Genomic DNA, 18460 nt, shown 5'->3' with positions numbered 1-18460 from the left:
AACCGGCGAACGGAGCCGAGTCTACACGCAGCGCCATGCCGGGCGGAACCGGGCCGGGATCGTCGCCCTCAGGAATCCGGCGTCGAAGTGCCGCTGCGCGATCACGAATCGGGAAAGCCGAGCCACGGCTCCAGCCGCTCGAAGGTTTCGTCCATCGCCCAGGCCGGGAAATAGGGCAGCGAGAAATGGCCGTACCAGATCGAGAGCTGGCCCTCCGCGGCGTCCTCGCCCCGCCCGGCGACGGCAGCGAGGTAAAGGGCGGAGGCGATGCCGCTGCGGTCCGAGCCGCCGCGGCAGTGCACGAGAATGGGCTTGGGCGCGTCGCGCATAACCGCGATGAGGTGCTGGGCCTGTTCGTCGGTCAGCTCGCGCCCCGCCGAGAGCGGGATGTCGATGTGGTTGATGCCGAGCGCCGCGCTCGCGGCGACCTCCTCCGCATGCCACGGACGACCCGAATAGCCGCGCAGATTGATGATGGTGGCAATGCCGTATTTCTGCTTGATCCGGGCGATGTCTGCCGCATCCACCTGTGCCGAGCGATAGAGCTCGCCCGGCACCACGGTGTGGAAGTTGCCGACCAGCTGCTCGATGCCGAGAAAGGCGCCGATGCCGAGCACCGCGCCAAGCAGCGTCCAGCGCCAGCTCCGCTTGCGGCGCGTGGAGAGTGCAGCGGCGGCGGGCGCCTCGGGACCGGCTTCAGGATCGGAACTGTTCATCGGAATGGGGACCGTAGGTGTGCCGAGATACCCCTGCATCGCCTGCAATCGGGGCGAATTGAGCCCCACTTTGCGGCGGCCGCAAGGCTGCGAACAGAACCTGGGCGCGCGACTATTCCATCACACCCGCCGCCGCCAGTCGCTCCGCCTTCTGACGCTCGATCTCCTGCCGCTTGGTCACGATCGAGGCGCTGACCACCACCACCGTGACGATGGCGATGAGGATGGTGCAGATCGCGTTGATCTCCGGCGTCACGCCGAGGCGCACCTGCGAATAGATGCGCATCGGCAGCGTGGTCGCGCCCGGCCCGGTGGTGAAGCTGGCGATGACGAGATCGTCCAGCGAGAGGGTGAAGGCCAGCATCCAACCCGAGACCACCGCCGGCAGGATGATCGGCAGGGTGATGACGAAGAACGTCCTCAACGGCGGACAGCCGAGATCGAGTGCGGCTTCCTCCAGGCTCCGGTCGAAGGTCACGAGCCGCGACTGCACCACCACGCAGACGAAGCACATGGTGAAGGTGATGTGGGCAAGCGTGATCGTCCAGAAGCCGCGGTCGAAATTCACCGCCACGAAGAGCAGCAGCAGCGACAGGCCGGTGATCACGTCCGGCATCACCAGCGGGGCGTAGATCATCCCCGAGAACAGGGTGCGCCCGGTGAAGCGCCCATAGCGGGTGAGCGCAATGGCGGCCAGCGTGCCGAGCACGGTGGCGACGCTTGCCGAGATGAAGGCGACGCGCAGCGTCACCCAGGCGGCGTCGAGCAGCTGATCGTTCTCGAGCAGCTTCCAGTACCACTCCGTCGAGAAGCCGCCCCACACCGTGACCAGGCGCGAGGCATTGAAGGAGTAGATGACCAGCAGCAGGATCGGCACGTAGAGGAAGGTGAAGCCCAGCACCAGCGCCGTCACGTTGAAGGCGGAAAACCCCTTGCGCATCTAGCGGCCCTCCATCTGGCGCTGCTGGATGTTCTGGTAGAACACGATCGGCACCACCAGCACGATGAGCAGCAGCACCGCCACCGCCGAAGCGACGGTCCAGGAGCGGTTGACCGAGAACTCGGTCCACAGCGACTTGCCGATCATCATCGTGTCGGAGCCGCCGAGCAGGTCGGGGATGACGAACTCGCCCACCGCTGGGATGAAGCAGAGCAGGCAGCCGGCGAACACGCCCGGCAGCGAGAGCGGCCAAGTGATCTTCCAGAACGCCGCGAGAGGCGGGCAACCGAGATCGGCGGCGGCTTCCAGCAGCGTTTCGTCCATCTTCTCCAGCGCCGAATAGAGCGGCAGGATCATGAAGGGCAGGTAGGAATAGACGATGCCGATATAGACGGCGGTATCGGTGTTCAGCAGCTCCAGCGGCTGGTCGATGGCGCCGAGCCAGCTCAGGAACTGGTTGAGCAGCCCCTCCGGCGACAGGATGCCGATCCACGAATAGACGCGGATGAGGAAGGAGGTCCAGAACGGCAGGATCACCAGCATCAGCAGCGTCGGGCGGATGGATTTCGGTGCCCGCGCCATGGCATAGGCGATGGGGTAGCCGACCAGCAGCAGCAGGAAGGTCGAGATCGCCGCGATCTTCAGCGACGAGACGTAGGCCATCAGGAACTCGTTGTCCCAGCTCAGCACATAGCTGTAATTGTCGAAATTGAGCTGGCCGAGCGCATCCCTGATCACGTCCCAGCCACCGGAGAGGTCGAAGACCGGCTCATAGGGCGGCTGGGCCGTGACGTCCTGCGACAGGCTGATCTTGAAGACGATGAAGAACGGCACCAGGAACAGCGCCGCCAGCCACAGATAGGGTATGGCGACGACCAGCCAGCGCTCCCGGTTGCTCCGAGCCATGATGTGCTCCCGTCAGCGCGTCAGCACGACGCCGGCATCGGGCGTCCACGAGACCCAGACCTTGTCTTCCCAGGTGATCGGGCGCTCCACCATGCGGGTGAGGTTCGGCCGCACAGCCTTCACCCGCGTGCCATCGGCAAGTTCGATGTGGTAGACGGAGAGATCCCCCAGATAGCCGATGTCCCACACCTCGCCGGACACGCAGTTCACGTTCGTGTCGGCCGGCGGTTCGCGGTCCACGCGCACCTTTTCCGGCCGCACCGCCACCCACACCTCGTCGCCCGCGCCCGTCTGCACCTCCTGCGCCACCGCGAGCCGCATCCCTGCCGAGTCGCCGCCGGAACCGGTGCGCACCGTCACGAGGCCGTTTTGGTTGCTCTCGACCCGTCCGGCCATGAGGTTCACGTCGCCGACGAACCCGGCGACATAGCGCGAAGCCGGCTGCTCGTAGATGACCGCCGGCGGCGCGACCTGGATGAGCTTGCCGTGGTCCATCACCGCGATGCGGTCGGCCACCGTCATCGCCTCCTCCTGGTCGTGGGTCACGATCAGGAAGGTCATGCCGAGCTTCATCTGGATGTCCATGAGCTCGAACTGGGTTTCCTCGCGCAGCTTCTTGTCGAGCGCACCCAGCGGTTCGTCCAGCAGCAGCACCTTGGGCCGCTTGGCGAGCGAGCGGGCGAGCGCGACGCGCTGGCGCTGGCCGCCGGAAAGCTGGTGTGGCTTTCGCCGGGCGAAGGCCTCCAGCTTCACCAACCTGAGCATCTCCTCGACCCGCACCGCGATGTCGGGCTTGCCCATGCCGTCCTGCTTCAGGCCGAAGGCGATGTTGTCCCACACGCTCATATGCGGGAACAGCGCATAGGACTGGAACATCATGTTGACCGGCCGCCGGTAGGGCGGCGTACCGACGAGATCCTCCCCTGCCAGCGTGATCTGGCCGGAGGTCGGCTCCTCGAAGCCGGCCAGCATCCGCATCAGCGTGGTCTTGCCGCAGCCGGAAGGGCCGAGCAGGGCGAAGAATTCACGCTCATAGATGTCGAGGGAGAGGTCGTCGACCGCGGTGAAGCTGCCGAATCTCTTCGTCACGTTCCTGTAGCGGATCAGGTGAACCGCGGAAGGGTCGGTCCAGGGGGCGAATGTGCGGCGGATACCGCCGATCGTCGTCTGCGTCTTCTCGGCGACGCCGCTGCTCATCGTCGGTCCCGCTGTAACGCCCATACCGGGCTGCCGTTGCGAACGCTAGCGGGGAAAGCGCGCCTGCTCAACCGGTCGGCACGAAACATTTTTCGGCAGGATCGCCCGGTGTGGACAGCCTTGCTTGACGTCGCGTGGGGGCCCGTGATCCCCTGAAAGCACGCGCAGATGCGCGCTCAAGGTGATCAGATGGCGAAAAAGAAGCGTTCGTATTCGGACGCGGCGGACTCTCTTCGCGGCGTTTCGACGCTCGCAGAGGCCAAGGCCTGGATGGCCGCACGAGGCATCACGGAGATCGAATGCGTGGTGCCGGACCTTGCCGGCGTCGCCCGCGGCAAGATCATGCCGGTGTCCAAATTCCTCAGCGGGCCGGTGATGAACCTGCCGCTCTCGGTCTTCTTCCAGACCATTTCGGGCGAATACCCGCCCTATGACGGTCTCGTCGATTCGGTCGTGGTCGACAGCGACCTCGTCATGGAGCCGGACCTCTCCACCCTCACCGCCGTGCCGTGGGCGCAGGACCCGACCGCGCAGGTGATCCACGACGCCTATCACCGCGACGGCCGGCCGGTGGAACTCGCCCCCCGGCAGGTGCTGAAGAGCGTCGTCGAGCTCTATGCCCACAAGGGCTGGAAGGCGGTGGTCGCCCCGGAGATCGAGTTCTACCTGGTCGAGCCGAACACCGATCCCGACTATCCCCTGAAGCCTCCGGTAGGCCGCTCCGGGCGCCCGGAGATCGGCCGGCAGTCCTATTCCATCCAGGCGGTGAATGAATTCGACGCGCTGTTCGAGGACATCTACGATTATTCGGAAGCGCAGGGGCTCGAGATCGACACGCTGATCCATGAGGACGGCGCGGCGCAGATGGAGATCAACCTGCTGCACGGCGACCCGCTGGTGCTGGCTGACCAGGTCTTCCTGTTCAAGCGCACCATCCGCGAGGCGGCGCTGGCGCACAAGATCTACGCCACCTTCATGGCCAAGCCCATCGCCGACGAGCCCGGCTCGGCGATGCACATCCACCAGTCCATCGTCTCGGCCGAGACGGGGAAGAACATCTTCTCCGACGACGAGGGCGATCCGACGCCGGAATTCTTCTCCTTCATCGCCGGCCAGCAGAAATACCTTCCGGCGGTGATGTCGATCCTCGCGCCCTATGTGAACTCCTACCGTCGCCTCACCCGCGATTCGATGGCCCCCATCAACATCCAGTGGGGCTACGACAACCGCACCGCGGGATTGCGCGTGCCGCCCTCGTCCCCGGCGGCCCGGCGGGTCGAGAACCGGGTGCCGTCCTCGGACGCCAACCCCTATCTCGTCATCGCGGCTTCGCTGGCGGCGGGCTATCTCGGCATGGCGGAAGGGCTGCGCCCGACCCAGCCGCTGGAGGCCGACGCCAAGTTCCTCGACTTCGAGCTGCCGCGCGGGCTTCTGGAAGCGGTCGCGGCCATGCAGCATTGCGACGAGATCGCCAATGTGCTCGGCCCATCCTTCGTGAAGACCTATTCGGCCGTGAAGCAGGCCGAGTTCGAGACCTTTATGCGCGTCATCTCGCCCTGGGAGCGGGAATATCTGCTGCTGAACGTGTGAAGTAGCGGGTTTTCGTTTTCTCGTCGTCATCCCGGAATGGCCGCCAGGCCATATCCGGGATCGCGTCCGGCCGGATGCCCCTATCGGCGACCAGCGGTTGAATCCCCCCGGCAGCTCCGGCCGGGATGACGCTTCGGGAAGAGGACGGGCGCCGCGACCAAGCGCGTACCCAAGGTTTGCTGCGAACGACTTGATGCGATCAGCTTTCTGCAGAGGCCGTGCTCCTTGGGGAGACGCGCCGTTCCGCCCATAAAGAACGCCCGCCGGCGGCACCGGCGGGCGTTGAGTGCGGCGGCCAAGAGGGGTCAGGACGCCGGTAGATCTGATGAAAGCCGAACCGGGCGAGCCGAACCGATCGGGGCGCGCAGCCCCGCCGCGGTCCGGAAGGCTCTCGAAACGGCGAGCCCTCAGCCGCAGGCCTGCGCCGAACCCTGGCCTTCGGCGCAGGGGGCGAGTGTCACGGCGGCCTGCTCCTCGGCGCCGAGCGTGGCAAGAGCCCCGCTCGCGGGGACCGGCGCCTCGACCCGCGCGCGGACCGGCCGGCGAGCGGCGCGCTTTTCCACGGCGCGAACGACGAGCACGCTGGTCGGATCGCGCCAGATCGGACCGGAGGCCGCATCGCGCAGATCGCTGCGATTGAGGCCGATGTCGCGCAGCATGCGATCGTCGAACTCGCCGAGATGGGCGATGACGCGGCGGCGGGCGATGGCTTTGACGATCCTCATTCCGCGAACGGCCACGCTCACCGCCACATGGGTGACGGCCGTGCCGAAACTCTCGAATGCGGACCTGCGAACTTCGCCAATATACGACATGGGTTCCTCCATCGTGCCGGCCGCGCTGCGGCGTCTCATCGGTCTCTGCCCGCGGCCCTCCTTGGCCACCACCCGAAACCGACCGCCCGTTCGCGACCGAACCGTTATGGATGAGAGCGAATGATCACACTAGCGAATGTTCATGATCCGATTTATCATCATCGTTGATGACAAGCCGGGAATGACAGCGCGATGACAGTCCTGCTCGATATTGATCAATTAAGAACTTTCATGGCGATCGCCGAAAGCGGCAGCTTCACCAAGGCGTCGGAGGTGGTCCACAAGACCCAGTCGGCGGTCTCCATGCAAATGAAGCGGCTGGAGGAACGGGTCGGCAAGCCGATCTTCACCCGCGACGGGCGCGCCTCGAAACTCACCGACGAAGGCGAGCGCCTGCTGGATTACGCCCGGCGCATCGTGAAGCTGAACATGGAAGCGGTGGCGAGCCTCGCCAATGCCGAGCTTTCCGGCCGTGTCCGGCTGGGCGTGCCGGACGATTACGCCGACCGCTATCTGCCGGAAATCATGGCCCGCTTCTCCAACACACACCCCAATGTCGAGCTGACGGTGGTCTGCGATCCATCAACGGACCTGATGGACAGGATCGATACCGGCGATCTCGACCTCGCCATCATCACCGATTGCGACAATTACCACCGTTCCGAGACCGAGATCATCCGCCGCGAACAGCTTCTCTGGGTCGGGTCGATACGCCATGCGCTGCATCTCGAACCCACCGTCCCGCTGGCGCTGGGGCGGCAGAGCTGCAACTGGCGGCAGGAGGCGATCAAGGAGCTGCAGAGCCTCGGCAAGCCGTTCCGCATCCTCTACACCTCGTCGAACTCCACCGCGGTATCGGCGGCGGTGCTCTCCGGCCTCGCCATCTCGGTGCTGCCGGAATCCGGCCTCCGCCCGGGCATGCGGGTGCTCGGCCCGGCAGATGGCTTCCCGCCTTTGCCGCCCTGCCGCATCGGCCTGCTGCGCAACCGGCATGAGCCTTCCGCGTTGGCCGACGCGCTGGCCAATCACGTCATCCAGGGCCTCGACAACATCTCGGAGGCGCAGGCCGCGGAGTGAGAAAAGAGCCGGCGACGCGATTGCATAGCCGGCTTCGCCTTCAGTAGGCGTCTTCCACGAAGACCGGCTCCACCGAGCCGTTCCATGGCCCCTGATAGCGGTCGAGCAGGCATTCGGCAGGGGTCTTGCCCCGCGAAAGGCTGTCTTCCAGCGTCAGCAGGAAGCGCGTCTCGTCGCGGCCCTGGCTGTCGCGCCGGTCGCGGCGCGCAAGGCCCTGCCGGGCGATGGCGACGACATCGGCCGCGATCTCCAGCACGCTGCGCCCGCGCAGGGTGGCCCGGAAGCCCTCGACCGGCACCGCATCGCGCAGGCCCTGCCGCTCGCCCGCGGTCCAGTCCTTCACCAGCTCCCATGCCGCGTCGAGGCTGGTACGGTCATAGAGCAGGCCGGTCCACAGCGCCGGGAGGGCGCAGAGCTTGGACCATGAGCCGGCATCGGCCCCGCGCATCTCCAGATAGCGCTTCAGCCGCACCTCGGGGAAGATCGTGGACAGGTGGTTCGCCCAGTCCGACACCGTGGCCCGCTCGCCCGGCACCGCGGAATGGCGGCCGGCCAGCAGGTCGCGGAAGGAGGAGCCGGCGACATCGAGATACTGGTCGCCGCGCTTGATGAAGTACATCGGCACGTCGAGCGCGTAGTCCACGTAGCGCTCGAAGCCCATGCCCTCCTCGAAGGCGAAGGGCATCATGCCAGCGCGTTCATTGTCGGTGTCGCGCCAGATCTCGGAGCGGAAGGACAGGAAGCCGTTCGGCCGCCCCTCCGTGAAGGGCGAATTGGCGAAGAGCGCGGTCGCGATCGGCTGCAGGGCGAGGCCCACCCGCAGCTTGCGCACCATGTCCGCCTCCGAGGCGAAATCGAGATTCACCTGCACCGTGCAGGTACGGAACATCATGTCGAGGCCGTGCGTGCCGACCTTCGGCATGTAGTTCGACATGATGCGGTAGCGCCCCTTGGGCATCACCGGGGTCTGCGCCAGCGACCATTTCGGGCTCATGCCGAGGCCGAGGAAGCCGAGGCCGAGCGGGGTCGCCACCTGGCGCACCTGCTCCAGATGGGTGTTCACCTCGGCGCAGGTCTCGTGGATCGAGATCAGCGGCGCGCCGGACAGCTCGAACTGCCCGCCGGGCTCCAGCGAGATCGCCCCGCCCCCGACATCGTCGGCGAGCCCGATGATGGTCTCGCCCTCCATGATCGGCTCCCAGCAGGACAGGGCCTGCATGCCCTCCAGCAGCGCGCGGATACCGTTCGGCCCCTCATAGGGAACCGGATCATGGCCGTTCAGGGTGAAGGGGAACTTCTCGTGCTCGGTGCCGATGCGGAATCGCTCCGGCGACTTGCAGCCCGCTTCCAGCCAGGCGACGAGATCGTTGCGGCTCTCGATGGGCTGGGTGTCGGTCTGGTCGCGCGCCATGGGAACTCCGGCCGGTCCTTCCGGCGCATAGGTGTGGGCGCGAGACCATACACACCGGGTCGTCCGACGCAATCGCCCCCGATGCAGGGCGGCGTTGCGGCCGGCCGCGCCACGCTCACTGCGCCGAGGCGTGAGCGAGCCAGGTCGTCACCGCGCGCAGCGCCTCCTCCCGGTTGCCGGCACGGTGCCTGGCCTCCTGATAGACCGCGATCTGCACGTCGGCGCTGGTGCCGGCGCTCAAGATGGTGCCGACCTGCGCCATCTCGTCGAGGCAGCCGAGGGCCTGCGCATCCTCTTCCAGCCGGGCCAGAAGATGCTCGGCCACCTGCGCCACGGGCACCGCCTGCCGCGCGGCGCGGTCGACGAAGCCGCCATGGATGCCATAGCGCTGGGCGCGCCATTTGTTTTCCATCGCGATCGCCCGGTCCACCGCATCGACCCCGGCATTGAGTGCCGGGTTGCGCACCAGATGGCGCACCAGAGCGCGATAGAGCACGGCGATGGCGAGAGTGTCCTCCACCCGCGTGCAGCTGTCGCAGGCCCGCAATTCCAGCGTCCGATGCTTCGCCGAGGGCCGGATCATCCACCACACATAGCTCGAATCGGGAATGGCGCCCGCGCTCACCAGCGCCTCGACATAGGCCTCGTGGTCCCGCGCGCTCTCGAAGAGTTCCGGCAGGCCGGTGCGCGGCAATTCGTCGAAGGCGGCGAGGCGATAGCCCATCAGCCCGGTGCGCTTGCCCTCCCAGAAAGGGGATGAGGTCGCCAGCGCGACGAAGAGCGGCAGGAAGGGCAGGATGCGCCGCATCACGTCGATGCGCAGCTCCGGGTCGGCGAGCTCGACATGCACATGCATGCCGCACAGCATGTTGCGCTGGCCGATCATCTGCAGATCCTGCATCACCCCGTCATAGCGTTTTTCGGGAGTGCGCTTGCCGCCCTGCCAGGCGGCGGTCGGGTGGGTACCGGCGGCAAGAAAGGCGAGGCGATGCTCGCCCGCCACCTGCCACAGCCTGTGCCGCAGGCCGCGCAGCTCCTCGCGCAGCCCGGCGACGCAGGCGTGGGGCCTGGTCATCACCTCGATCTGCGATTGCAGCAATTCGCCGGCAACGCTGTCGTCCAGCGCAGCGCGGGCGGCGGTCATGAAGGGTTCGGGCATGCGGCGCAGCGCGCTGCGGGTGTCGGCATCGACGACGAAATATTCCTCCTCGATGCCGAAGCGATAGACGTGGCCCCCATCTTGGCCCCTGCCGCCTTGTTCCCGGTTGTCTTGGCCCCTATCGTCACCGCCCATCGCGCATTCCTCGCCGACATGAATCCGGGGTGGCGCCCCTTCCGATCAGGTGGAAACGCCTGACCGTCGGGAAGGTGCTCTGCTCTCACATTTTCTCTTCGTGAGAACCGATCCGTTGTCGCGGAAAATGCTGTAGCGGGAGAGTATGTCCGACGCGCTACAGGCAAGCCCGCGCACCTCCTCCCCGCCCATCTCCTCGTCCCTGGCCCTGCGGCGCGAGGAAAAGTGCTGCGTTCCGCTTGCCTGTCAGCCGGCGAAGCGCGCCCGCGCCGCTTCCACCATGGCCAGCGCGGCGATGGCGGCGGTGTCGGCACGCAGGATGCGCGGGCCGAGCGACAGCACGATCGCCCCGCCTTTGGCCGCGATCGCCCGGCGCTCGAGGTCGGAGAACCCGCCTTCGGGCCCCACCAGCACCGCGAGCGGGCCCCTGACGGCCGCATCGAGCGCCGCCAGCCCTTCCGCCGGGCGGGCGGCCTCGTCGCAGAACACCAGCGTGCGGCCGGGCTCCAGCGCGGCGAGCCAGCGTTCCAGCGGCACCGGGTCGCGCACCTCGGGCACGGCGAGGATGCCGCACTGCTCCGCCGCCTCGATCACATTGGCGCGCATCCGCTCCAGATTCACCCGCGTCACCTGGGTGTGGCGGGTCAGCACCGGCACCAGCCGTCCCGCGCCCATCTCCACGGCCTTCTGCACCATGTAGTCGAGCCGGGCATGCTTCAAGGGAGCGAACACATAGTCGAGATCGGCCGGCGCCGCCTGCGCCCGCAGCAGCGCCTCGCAGAGCAGCACCACCTCGCGCTTGCCGCCCGGCTGGCGGCGGGCCCGCCATTCGCCGTCGCGGCCGTTGAACAGGTGCAGCGCCTCGCCGACGCCGAGGCGAATCACATCGCCGACATAATGCGCGCGCTCGCGATCGAGCCGGATCTCCGCGCCCTCGGCGAGGTCGGCCTCGACGAAGAGCCGCTGGGCCCGGAAATCATAGGGCTCCGCGCCGTGCGCATCGACGGGCCGGCGCCCCGCCGGTGCTTCCGGCTCCGCCTCGGCGCGAGGACCGGGGTGCTCGTTGTCGCTGTCTTGCGGAAACACGCGCCGCTCCACTCGTTCTGCCGTGATATTGCCCAATCTGTCTGGCCTCTGTATCACCCTTCGTAAAGACTTTGAGGACCATCCTGATCCCATGATGCAGGCAGAGCAGAGCCGGCGCATCCGTGCCGCCCTTTTGGTTGATCCGGCTTCCGTCGAGCGCGCGCCGCGCCGCGCCGGACGCGGAGGCGGCACGCGTGCGGCATGCGCCGCCCTCCTGCTCGGCAGCCTCATCGCCCTTCCCGCCGCTCTGCCGGCGCAGGCGCAGTGGATCGGCAGCGTCGGCGGCGACGGAAGCAGCGACGCCAAGCCGCTGCCCGCCCCGCAGAGCCCGGCCGCGGTCAGCCCGCCGGCGCCCGGCGTCTCTCCCGAAATGGCGATGCCCGCCAGTCCGATGGGCGCTCCGCCCGGCGCGATGGGCGCGGGGCCCGGCAATGGCGGCGTCGATTGCCGCACCGATATCGAACGGCTGAAGGGCACGCTGGAGTCTCGCGGCACGACGTTGCAGAAAGCCGCCGACAAGAAGCGCCCGCCCACCGAGCTGTGCCCGCTGTTCCGCAACTTCGTCACCGCGCAAAGCAATTTCTACAGCTACCTGCGCAAGAACAAGACCGCCTGCGGCGTGCCGGACGAGATCCTGTCCAAGATCAAGGCCAGCAGCGGCAAGATGGCCTCGACGCGCGACAAGGTCTGCCAGGTCGCAGCCAATGGTGGCCAGCCGGCCGGCGGCGGCGGCCCGCCCCCGCAGGGCTCGCTCTCCTCCGGGCTCGGCCTGCAGTCGCCCCTGCCCTCGCGCGGCAGCTCCAAGGGTGGCGTGTTCGACACCCTCGGCGGCAACGCGCTGCGCTGAACGACAGGCGCCGCACCATGGCATCGGACGTTTCTCCCGGCCTTGCCCCCGTCGCCCCGCCGGCCGACGCGACCGGCAACTGGGTGGATCGCCATGCACCGGCCTGGGCCCGCCCCTATCTGCGCCTCTCCCGCGCCGACCGGCCGATCGGAAGCTGGCTGCTGCTGATCCCCTGCCTTTGGTCCACCGCGCTCGCCGTGCGGATCGCGGGCACCGGCTGGAGCGCGTGGGCGCTCGCGCTTCTCGTCCTGTTCGCGCTCGGCGCGGTGGCGATGCGCGGCGCCGGCTGCACCTGGAACGACATTCTCGACCGCGACATCGACGGGCGGGTGGAACGCACCCGCTGGCGTCCCATTCCCTCCGGCCAGGTCAGCACGAAGCAGGCCTTCGCCTTCCTCGCGCTGCAGGGACTTGTCGGCCTTGCCGTGCTGGCGGTGCTGCCGCGCTTCGCCCAGATCACCGCGGTGGCCTCGCTGGGCGTGGTGGCCGTCTACCCGCTGATGAAGCGCATCATCTGGATACCCCAGCTCGTGCTCGGCCTCGCCTTTTCGTGGGGCGCGCTGATGGGCGCGCCGGCGCTGACGCAGACCCTGCCGGCCGCGTTCCTGCTGCTTTATGCCGGCACCGTGCTGTGGGTGGTGGGCTATGACACCATCTATGCCCATCAGGATCGCGAGGACGACGCCATCGTCGGGGTGAAGTCCTCCGCCCGGCTGTTCGCCGGCGCGACCCGGCTGTGGCTGGTGCCGATCTATGGCGCGGCGGTGGCGCTGATGGGCGCCGGGCTGTGGCAGGCCGGCGCCGGGCCCTTCGGCTGGGGCGGGCTGGCGCTGTTCGCCGCCCATCTCGCGCAGCAGATCGCCCGGCTCGACATCGACAATCCCGCCCTCTGCCTCTCCCTGTTCCGCTCCAATCGCGACGCCGGGCTGCTGCTCTTCGTGGCTCTGGCCGCCGATGCCGCGCTGGCCGGGGTCGGCTGAAGCGGTTCCCGTTGCGAAAAGCCGCCAGCTTTCGCGCAAGGCTCCGGGCGCGCGGCCGGGTTGTCGGCACGGGGTACCGGTGTTAGCAAGGCGCCGCCATTGATCGCGCCGCGCCGTCCACGAAAGTCCTCACGATGACCATCCGCCTGCACCGCGGCGACCTGCCGAACCTCGCCCATTACGAAGGCGTGCGCTTCGCCGCCATCGACACCGAGACGCGAGGGCTGAACCCGCATCGCGACCGGCTCTGCGTGGTGCAGCTCTCGCCCGGCGACGGCTCGGCGGACATCGTGCAGATCCCGCAGGGCGCGGGGCCCGGCAGCGCGCCGAACCTCGCCCGGCTGCTGGCCGATCCCGCCATCGGCAAGCTGTTCCATTTCGGCCGCTTCGACATAGCGGTGCTGAATCTGGCCTTCGGGGTCGAGGTCACGCCGGTGTGGTGCACCAAGATCGCCTCCCGGCTGGTGCGCACCTACACCGATCGCCACGGGCTCAAGGAGCTGTTGCGCGAGCTGCTCGGCATCGACATCTCCAAGCTCCAGCAGAGCTCGGACTGGGCCGCGGACAACCTCACCGAGGCGCAGCTCCAATATGCCGCCTCGGACGTGCTCTATCTTCACCAGCTTCAGGCGAAGCTGGAAGCGATGCTGGAGCGCGAGCACCGCACAGGTCTGGCTCAGGCCTGCTTCGACTTCCTGCCGACCCGCGCCGCGCTCGACCTTGCCGGCTGGCCGGAAGAGGACATCTTCTCCCATTCGTGAGGGGGCTTCCTCCCATCGCGCCCCGTCGGACGCCTTGCGCCGCGCGCAGGATGCTCCCATTCTAATCTGGGGTATTTCGGGGGCGTAACGTACAGGGGACGATGAACCGGCACGCTACATCCCAGGAGGTCGCGGATTCGCAGGACGATCCGCGCACGGCCGCACCGGGCGCCGATGCCCATGCCGCCGCGCATGCCTCCATGCTCGAAGGCGCCACCAGCCGCGCCGAAAGCCCCGCCGACTTCACCTCCTCGCGCCGCCACAGCCGCTGGGTGCGGCTGCTGCGCATCGCACTGCCGGTGGGCGTCGCGCTCGGGCTCGCCATTGCCGGCGGCATCGCCTGGTTCGATCCGGTGCGCATCGCCGCCAACCTGCCGGTGGAGCTCGGCCGGGTGTCGATGAACGGCAACAAGGTGGTGATGGACCTGCCGAAGCTTTCCGGCTTCACGGCGGACAATCGCGGCTACAACGTCACGGCCTCCACCGCCTCGCAGGATCTCACCAACCCCGACCAGATCGACCTGCGCGACATCCGCGCCCGGCTCGAGATGGCCGACCAGGGCTGGGCGAAGCTGGAGGCCAATAGCGGGCAGTACAACACCAAGAGCCAGCAGATGCGGCTCGCCGACGGGGTGCACTTCTCCACCGCCAGCGGCTATGGCGGAGAATTGAAGGATGCTGACATCGACGTGAAGTCCGGCATCATCGCGAGCCGCCAGCCCGTGCTACTGACCTATCTGGACGGACGGCTGACGGCCGACACCATGGAGGTGCAGCAGAAGGATTCGCGCGCGCTGTTCACCGGTAATGTCACGCTGGTGTTCAAGCTGCCGCCGCCCGGCCGCAAGGCCGGCGACCCGCCGCCCGCCGAGATGACCGCCCCGCCGCCGGAAGGCGGCGACACCGTGCCGGAGACCACCCCCGCCCAGCGCGACGGCGCGCGCGCGGTCGGGCGCTCCGTGAACTGGGCGGATGCGAGCGGCGCCGGCGCGATGTCCTTCGAGCCGTCCAACGCACCCGCCGACATGTGGCGCGCCCCGACCCGGTGAGCGTCGCTGAACCGCTCCGATCGCCGTGCCGTGCCGCGCCGCCGCCTTTCGCCCGCCCCGTCCTCATTGAAGCCAGCCCACCGCCGGGCTATGACATGACCCCATGAAGCCGCACCCTGCCCCCCTCGCCCGCCGTCCCGCGCCGGCCCTCGCCGTTTCCACCGGCCTGCTCGGCCTGATGCTGGTGCTCGGTGCGATTCCGGCCGCCGACGCGCAGCAGCCGCAGCAGCGCAATGTTCCGAACGCCCTGCAGGGCTTCGCGACCAACCGCGACCAGCCGATCCGCATCGACGCGGACACGCTGGAGGTTCGCGACAAGGACAAGGCGGCGATCTTCTCCGGCAATGTGGTGGTGGTGCAGGGCGACACGACGCTGCGCTGCAAGGAGCTGATCGTCTTCTATGACGGCAAGGATGCCGCAACCGCGGTGCAGGGCGCGGAAGGGTCCAAGCCCGCCGCCACTGGACCGGGCGGCACCGCCAAGGCGGGCGAGACGGCAAGCGCGGCCGCGAAACCCGCCGCCGGCACGCCCGCCAAGCCGGGATCGGACAAGGCACCGCCGCCCGCCGCGGCAGCTCCGGGCGCGGATGCGCCGATGACCTCCTCCTCCATCCGCCGGCTGGAGATGAATGGCGGCGTCGTGGTCACCACCAAGGAGCAGCAGGCCACCGGCGACAACGGCGTCTATGAGGCGAAGACCAATCTCATCACGCTCACCGGCAACCCCGTGGTGCTGACGCAGGGCCCCAACGTCATCCGCGGCAAGAAGCTGACCGTCGATCTCGTCACCGGCACGTCGCGCATTCAGGGCGGGCGCGTCGAAAGCCTTCTCGTGCCCAACAGCGTGAAGGACGACGGCAAGGGCAAGAAGCCCTGACGGGCCTGCGCCGCCCCACGACGGCGCGGCATCGCCCGAGGCGGATGACGCGGTGCCGACCCCACCGGGCCGAACCTCCGGCCAAGCTTTCGGGCCAAGTCGCCCGCTGGAAGCGCCCGCACGCCGGGCCGGCATGGACGGCGCGGCCCATCGTCCATGAGCCGCCGCGACCAGCCGCCGCGACGAGCCACCGCGACCGGCGGCCGCGGCGGTGCGCAGGCTTGTCGGATACGCGGCCCGTCTTTTGCATGCGTCCATTTGCAACCTGCCCGGCAAAGCCCTAACAATGGTTCCGTGGTGCTGTCACCACGGAGGGTGCGCGTGAAGCTGTTTCCGTTCTCCGGTCGCAATGACCGCCTGTTTCCCATTGGCGGCACGCTCGCCATGGCGTCCGACACCGGCTTCGAGCGCGGCACGCGGGCCGCTCCGTCCGCATCCCGCGCCGGCGTGATGTCCGGCCGCGGGGGCCCGCCCGGCATCATCGCCGGCGAGGGCATCCTGTCCGCCCACGGTCTCGCCAAGACCTATGGCGGGCGCAAGGTCGTGAAGGAAGCCGCGCTGAACGTGCGGCGCGGCGAGGCGGTCGGCCTGCTCGGTCCCAACGGCGCCGGCAAGACCACGATCTTCTACATGATCACCGGGCTGGTGAAGGCCGATGCCGGCCGCATCACCCTGGACGGCCACGACGTCACCCACCTGCCGATGTATCGCCGCGCCCGCCTGGGTGTCGGCTACCTGCCGCAGGAGGCCTCGATCTTCCGCGGCCTGACGGTGGAGAACAACATCCGCGCCATCCTCGAAGTGGTGGAGCCCAACCGCGCCCGGCGCGAGGAACAGCTCGACAGCCTGCTGGAGGAGTTCCGCGTCACCCATGTGCGCAAGTCGCCCTCGATCGCGCTGTCGGGCGGCGAGCGGCGCCGCGTCGAGATCGCCCGCGCGCTGGCCAGCCGGCCGACCTTCATGCTGCTCGACGAGCCCTTCGCCGGCATCGACCCGATCGCGGTCGGCGACATCCAGATGCTGGTGCGCCATCTCACCCAGCGCGGCATCGGCGTGCTGATCACCGACCATAATGTGCGCGAGACCCTGGGCCTTATCGACCGCGCCTACATCATCCATTCCGGCACGGTGCTGATGGAGGGCCAGCCGGACGAGATCGTGTCCAACACCGATGTGCGCCGGCTCTATCTCGGCGAGGAGTTCAGGCTGTGACCGGCGGGACGGCTTTTTCCCGCGGCCCGGTGCGCACCGGAGCCTCGCCATGTCGCTGAGCCCGCGCATGGAGTTCCGCCAGACCCAGTCTCTGGTGATGACCCCGCAGCTGATGCAGGCCATCAAGCTGCTGCAGCTCTCGAACCTCGATCTCGTCGCCTATGTCGAGGCCGAGCTGGAACGCAACCCGCTGCTGGAGCGCCAGCCCGAGCCGGATGCCCCCGCCGCATCCGAGGCCGGCGAGGCCGGCGAGAGCGAGCGCCTCCCGGAACCGGAGATGCGGGCCTCCGACTGGCTGGAGGACCGCCTCGACAGCAGCCGCAGCGCCATCGAGGAACGGCTCGATACCGGGCTGGAGAACGTGTTCCCGGACGATCCCGGCCGCGAGCCGGTTCAGCCCTCCTCCCATGTCGAAACGGGCGGCTATGCGGAATGGACCGGCGGGGGTGGCGGGCGTGACGAGGAGGGCTACAATCTCGAGGCCTTCGTCTCCTCGCAGACCACGCTGGCCGACCACCTGGAACGCCAGCTCGCCCTCGCCGTCTCCGATCCGGTGGCGCGGCTGATCGGCCATCACCTCATCGACCTGATCGACGAGGCGGGCTACCTGACCTCCGATCTCGAGAGCGTGGCCGAGAAGCTCGGCGCCCTCACCCCCGCCATCGAGGGGGTGCTGGAGGTCATCCACACCTTTGATCCGCCGGGCATCGGGGCCCGCTCGCTGGCGGAATGCCTCGCCATTCAGTTGCGCGAGCAGAACCGTTACGATCCCGCCATGGCGGCCCTGCTGGACCATCTCGACCTGCTGGCGCGGCGCGACTTCAACCAGCTCCGGCGGGTCTGCGGGGTGGACGAGGAAGACCTCGCCGAGATGGTGGCGGAGATCCGCCGCCTGAACCCGAAGCCCGGCCTCGCCTTCGCTTCCGGCGTGGTGCAGCCCATCGTGCCGGATGTGTTCGTGCGAGCGGCGCAGGACGGGAGCTGGTTCATCGAGCTCAACTCCGATACCCTGCCTCGCGTGCTCGTGAACCAGGGCTATTACGCCCGGGTGAGCAAGACCACCCGCAACGAGCGCGAGAAGGCCTTCCTCACCGACTGCATGCAGACCGCCACCTGGCTCACCCGCTCGCTCGACCAGCGGGCGCGGACCATCCTCAAGGTGGCCACCGAGATCGTGCGCCAGCAGGATGCCTTTCTCACTCTGGGCGTGCAGCATCTGCGCCCGCTGAACCTGCGCATCGTGGCCGACGCGATCGGCATGCATGAATCGACCGTCTCGCGCGTTACTTCGAACAAATACATTGCGACGCCGCGCGGAATCTTCGAGATGAAGTATTTCTTCTCGTCCTCCATTGCAGCGGCCAATGGCGGGGAGGCGCATTCCGCCGAATCCGTCCGCTTCCGAATCAAGCAGATGATCGATGCGGAGACCGCCGACGACGTGCTCTCCGACGACACGCTGGTGCAACGCCTGCGCGAGGCGGGCATCGACATCGCGCGCCGCACCGTCGCGAAATACCGCGAGGCCATGCGCATTCCCTCCTCCGTGCAGCGCCGGCGCGAGAAGCAGGCGGCGCTCTCCGGCCACTGATTGAGGCGGTATCATGACGCCGGTTTGCGGTGGTCATTGACACCATCCGTGAAGGCTCCTAGCTCTTAAAGGCGCCGGCCGGGCAAGTTGGGGGTTCGGGCGGGACGGGCG

17 protein-coding genes are annotated in these 18460 nt (G+C 68.1%); 9 read left to right on the top strand and 8 right to left on the bottom strand.

Annotation, left to right across the window (positions count from 1 at the left end):
• Positions 1-101: 101 nt before the first annotated feature.
• The 4 genes from MWN34_RS08940 to MWN34_RS08925 form a co-directional block, all read right to left on the bottom strand.
• Positions 102-716, bottom strand: a complete 615-nt coding sequence (locus MWN34_RS08940) for a dual specificity protein phosphatase family protein (RefSeq protein WP_247028612.1) — start codon at positions 714-716, stop codon at positions 102-104.
• Between the two features lie 112 nt (positions 717-828).
• Complete coding sequence (locus tag MWN34_RS08935; RefSeq protein ID WP_247028611.1) at positions 829-1656, bottom strand: ABC transporter permease subunit; 828 nt, start codon at positions 1654-1656, stop codon at positions 829-831.
• Positions 1657-2562, bottom strand: coding sequence for an ABC transporter permease (locus MWN34_RS08930; protein WP_247028610.1), 906 nt, complete (start codon positions 2560-2562; stop codon positions 1657-1659).
• Between the two features lie 12 nt (positions 2563-2574).
• Positions 2575-3759 (bottom strand): ABC transporter ATP-binding protein, encoded by a 1185-nt coding sequence (locus tag MWN34_RS08925; RefSeq protein ID WP_247028609.1) that lies wholly within the window; start codon positions 3757-3759, stop codon positions 2575-2577.
• A 189-nt stretch (positions 3760-3948) separates the two neighbouring features.
• Here MWN34_RS08925 and MWN34_RS08920 point away from each other — a divergent pair, with 189 nt between their 5' ends.
• Positions 3949-5349: a glutamine synthetase family protein gene (locus MWN34_RS08920; protein WP_247028607.1), complete on the top strand. Its 1401-nt coding sequence runs from the start codon at positions 3949-3951 to the stop codon at positions 5347-5349.
• A gap of 407 nt (positions 5350-5756) precedes the next feature.
• Here the strand turns inward: MWN34_RS08920 and MWN34_RS08915 are convergent, their stop codons facing one another.
• On the bottom strand, positions 5757-6164 hold the full coding sequence (locus MWN34_RS08915; protein WP_247028605.1) for a DUF1127 domain-containing protein: 408 nt from the start codon (positions 6162-6164) through the stop codon (positions 5757-5759).
• Between the two features lie 192 nt (positions 6165-6356).
• On the opposite strand from MWN34_RS08915, the gene MWN34_RS08910 reads away from it, so the two are divergent.
• Positions 6357-7241, top strand: a complete 885-nt coding sequence (locus MWN34_RS08910) for a LysR substrate-binding domain-containing protein (protein ID WP_247028604.1) — start codon at positions 6357-6359, stop codon at positions 7239-7241.
• A 40-nt stretch (positions 7242-7281) separates the two neighbouring features.
• Here the strand turns inward: MWN34_RS08910 and MWN34_RS08905 are convergent, their stop codons facing one another.
• The 3 genes from MWN34_RS08905 to MWN34_RS08895 form a co-directional block, all read right to left on the bottom strand.
• Entirely contained in the window at positions 7282-8652 is a 1371-nt protein-coding gene (locus MWN34_RS08905; protein WP_247028602.1) for a glutamate--cysteine ligase, read from the bottom strand.
• A 115-nt stretch (positions 8653-8767) separates the two neighbouring features.
• Complete coding sequence (locus tag MWN34_RS08900; protein ID WP_247028600.1) at positions 8768-9946, bottom strand: carboxylate-amine ligase; 1179 nt, start codon at positions 9944-9946, stop codon at positions 8768-8770.
• Between the two features lie 246 nt (positions 9947-10192).
• Positions 10193-11032, bottom strand: coding sequence for a 16S rRNA (uracil(1498)-N(3))-methyltransferase (locus MWN34_RS08895; RefSeq protein ID WP_247028598.1), 840 nt, complete (start codon positions 11030-11032; stop codon positions 10193-10195).
• 91 nt (positions 11033-11123) lie between these two features.
• On the opposite strand from MWN34_RS08895, the gene MWN34_RS08890 reads away from it, so the two are divergent.
• The 7 genes from MWN34_RS08890 (at position 11124) to rpoN (ending at position 18349) form a co-directional block, all read left to right on the top strand.
• Entirely contained in the window at positions 11124-11879 is a 756-nt protein-coding gene (locus MWN34_RS08890; RefSeq protein WP_247028596.1) for a hypothetical protein, read from the top strand.
• A gap of 17 nt (positions 11880-11896) precedes the next feature.
• Positions 11897-12859 (top strand): 4-hydroxybenzoate octaprenyltransferase, encoded by a 963-nt coding sequence (ubiA, locus tag MWN34_RS08885; RefSeq protein ID WP_247028594.1) that lies wholly within the window; start codon positions 11897-11899, stop codon positions 12857-12859.
• A gap of 134 nt (positions 12860-12993) precedes the next feature.
• Complete coding sequence (locus MWN34_RS08880) at positions 12994-13620, top strand: ribonuclease D (protein WP_247028592.1); 627 nt, start codon at positions 12994-12996, stop codon at positions 13618-13620.
• A 101-nt stretch (positions 13621-13721) separates the two neighbouring features.
• The gene (lptC, locus tag MWN34_RS08875) at positions 13722-14669 is read left to right on the top strand and encodes an LPS export ABC transporter periplasmic protein LptC (protein ID WP_247028589.1); all 948 of its coding nucleotides are present in this window, start codon (positions 13722-13724) and stop codon (positions 14667-14669) included.
• A gap of 103 nt (positions 14670-14772) precedes the next feature.
• Complete coding sequence (locus MWN34_RS08870) at positions 14773-15546, top strand: LptA/OstA family protein (RefSeq protein WP_425532077.1); 774 nt, start codon at positions 14773-14775, stop codon at positions 15544-15546.
• 450 nt (positions 15547-15996) lie between these two features.
• Entirely contained in the window at positions 15997-16758 is a 762-nt protein-coding gene (gene lptB, locus MWN34_RS08865; protein ID WP_425532085.1) for an LPS export ABC transporter ATP-binding protein, read from the top strand.
• 49 nt (positions 16759-16807) lie between these two features.
• Entirely contained in the window at positions 16808-18349 is a 1542-nt protein-coding gene (gene rpoN / locus MWN34_RS08860) for an RNA polymerase factor sigma-54 (RefSeq protein WP_247028587.1), read from the top strand.
• The last annotated feature ends 111 nt before the right edge of the window (positions 18350-18460 follow it).

The sequence above is a fragment of the Ancylobacter crimeensis genome (assembly GCF_023016805.1).
Lineage (GTDB): Bacteria > Pseudomonadota > Alphaproteobacteria > Rhizobiales > Xanthobacteraceae > Ancylobacter > Ancylobacter crimeensis.
The sequence above is the reverse complement of the archived record's forward strand: the minus strand, read 5'-3'. Positions and strand labels throughout refer to the sequence as shown.

What these genes read in the sequence shown, in the direction of transcription:
- MWN34_RS08940 (WP_247028612.1), bottom strand. Translation starts at nt 716, where the DNA reads ATGAACAGTTCCGATCCTGAAGCCGGTCCCGAGGCGCCCGCCGCCGCT.
- MWN34_RS08935 (WP_247028611.1), bottom strand. Translation starts at nt 1,656, where the DNA reads ATGCGCAAGGGGTTTTCCGCCTTCAACGTGACGGCGCTGGTGCTGGGC.
- MWN34_RS08930 (WP_247028610.1), bottom strand. Translation starts at nt 2,562, where the DNA reads ATGGCTCGGAGCAACCGGGAGCGCTGGCTGGTCGTCGCCATACCCTAT.
- MWN34_RS08925 (WP_247028609.1), bottom strand. Translation starts at nt 3,759, where the DNA reads ATGAGCAGCGGCGTCGCCGAGAAGACGCAGACGACGATCGGCGGTATC.
- MWN34_RS08920 (WP_247028607.1), top strand. Translation starts at nt 3,949, where the DNA reads ATGGCGAAAAAGAAGCGTTCGTATTCGGACGCGGCGGACTCTCTTCGC.
- MWN34_RS08915 (WP_247028605.1), bottom strand. Translation starts at nt 6,164, where the DNA reads ATGTCGTATATTGGCGAAGTTCGCAGGTCCGCATTCGAGAGTTTCGGC.
- MWN34_RS08910 (WP_247028604.1), top strand. Translation starts at nt 6,357, where the DNA reads ATGACAGTCCTGCTCGATATTGATCAATTAAGAACTTTCATGGCGATC.
- MWN34_RS08905 (WP_247028602.1), bottom strand. Translation starts at nt 8,652, where the DNA reads ATGGCGCGCGACCAGACCGACACCCAGCCCATCGAGAGCCGCAACGAT.
- MWN34_RS08900 (WP_247028600.1), bottom strand. Translation starts at nt 9,946, where the DNA reads ATGGGCGGTGACGATAGGGGCCAAGACAACCGGGAACAAGGCGGCAGG.
- MWN34_RS08890 (WP_247028596.1), top strand. Translation starts at nt 11,124, where the DNA reads ATGATGCAGGCAGAGCAGAGCCGGCGCATCCGTGCCGCCCTTTTGGTT.
- ubiA (WP_247028594.1), top strand. Translation starts at nt 11,897, where the DNA reads ATGGCATCGGACGTTTCTCCCGGCCTTGCCCCCGTCGCCCCGCCGGCC.
- MWN34_RS08880 (WP_247028592.1), top strand. Translation starts at nt 12,994, where the DNA reads ATGACCATCCGCCTGCACCGCGGCGACCTGCCGAACCTCGCCCATTAC.
- lptC (WP_247028589.1), top strand. Translation starts at nt 13,722, where the DNA reads ATGAACCGGCACGCTACATCCCAGGAGGTCGCGGATTCGCAGGACGAT.
- MWN34_RS08870 (WP_425532077.1), top strand. Translation starts at nt 14,773, where the DNA reads ATGAAGCCGCACCCTGCCCCCCTCGCCCGCCGTCCCGCGCCGGCCCTC.
- lptB (WP_425532085.1), top strand. Translation starts at nt 15,997, where the DNA reads ATGTCCGGCCGCGGGGGCCCGCCCGGCATCATCGCCGGCGAGGGCATC.
- rpoN (WP_247028587.1), top strand. Translation starts at nt 16,808, where the DNA reads ATGTCGCTGAGCCCGCGCATGGAGTTCCGCCAGACCCAGTCTCTGGTG.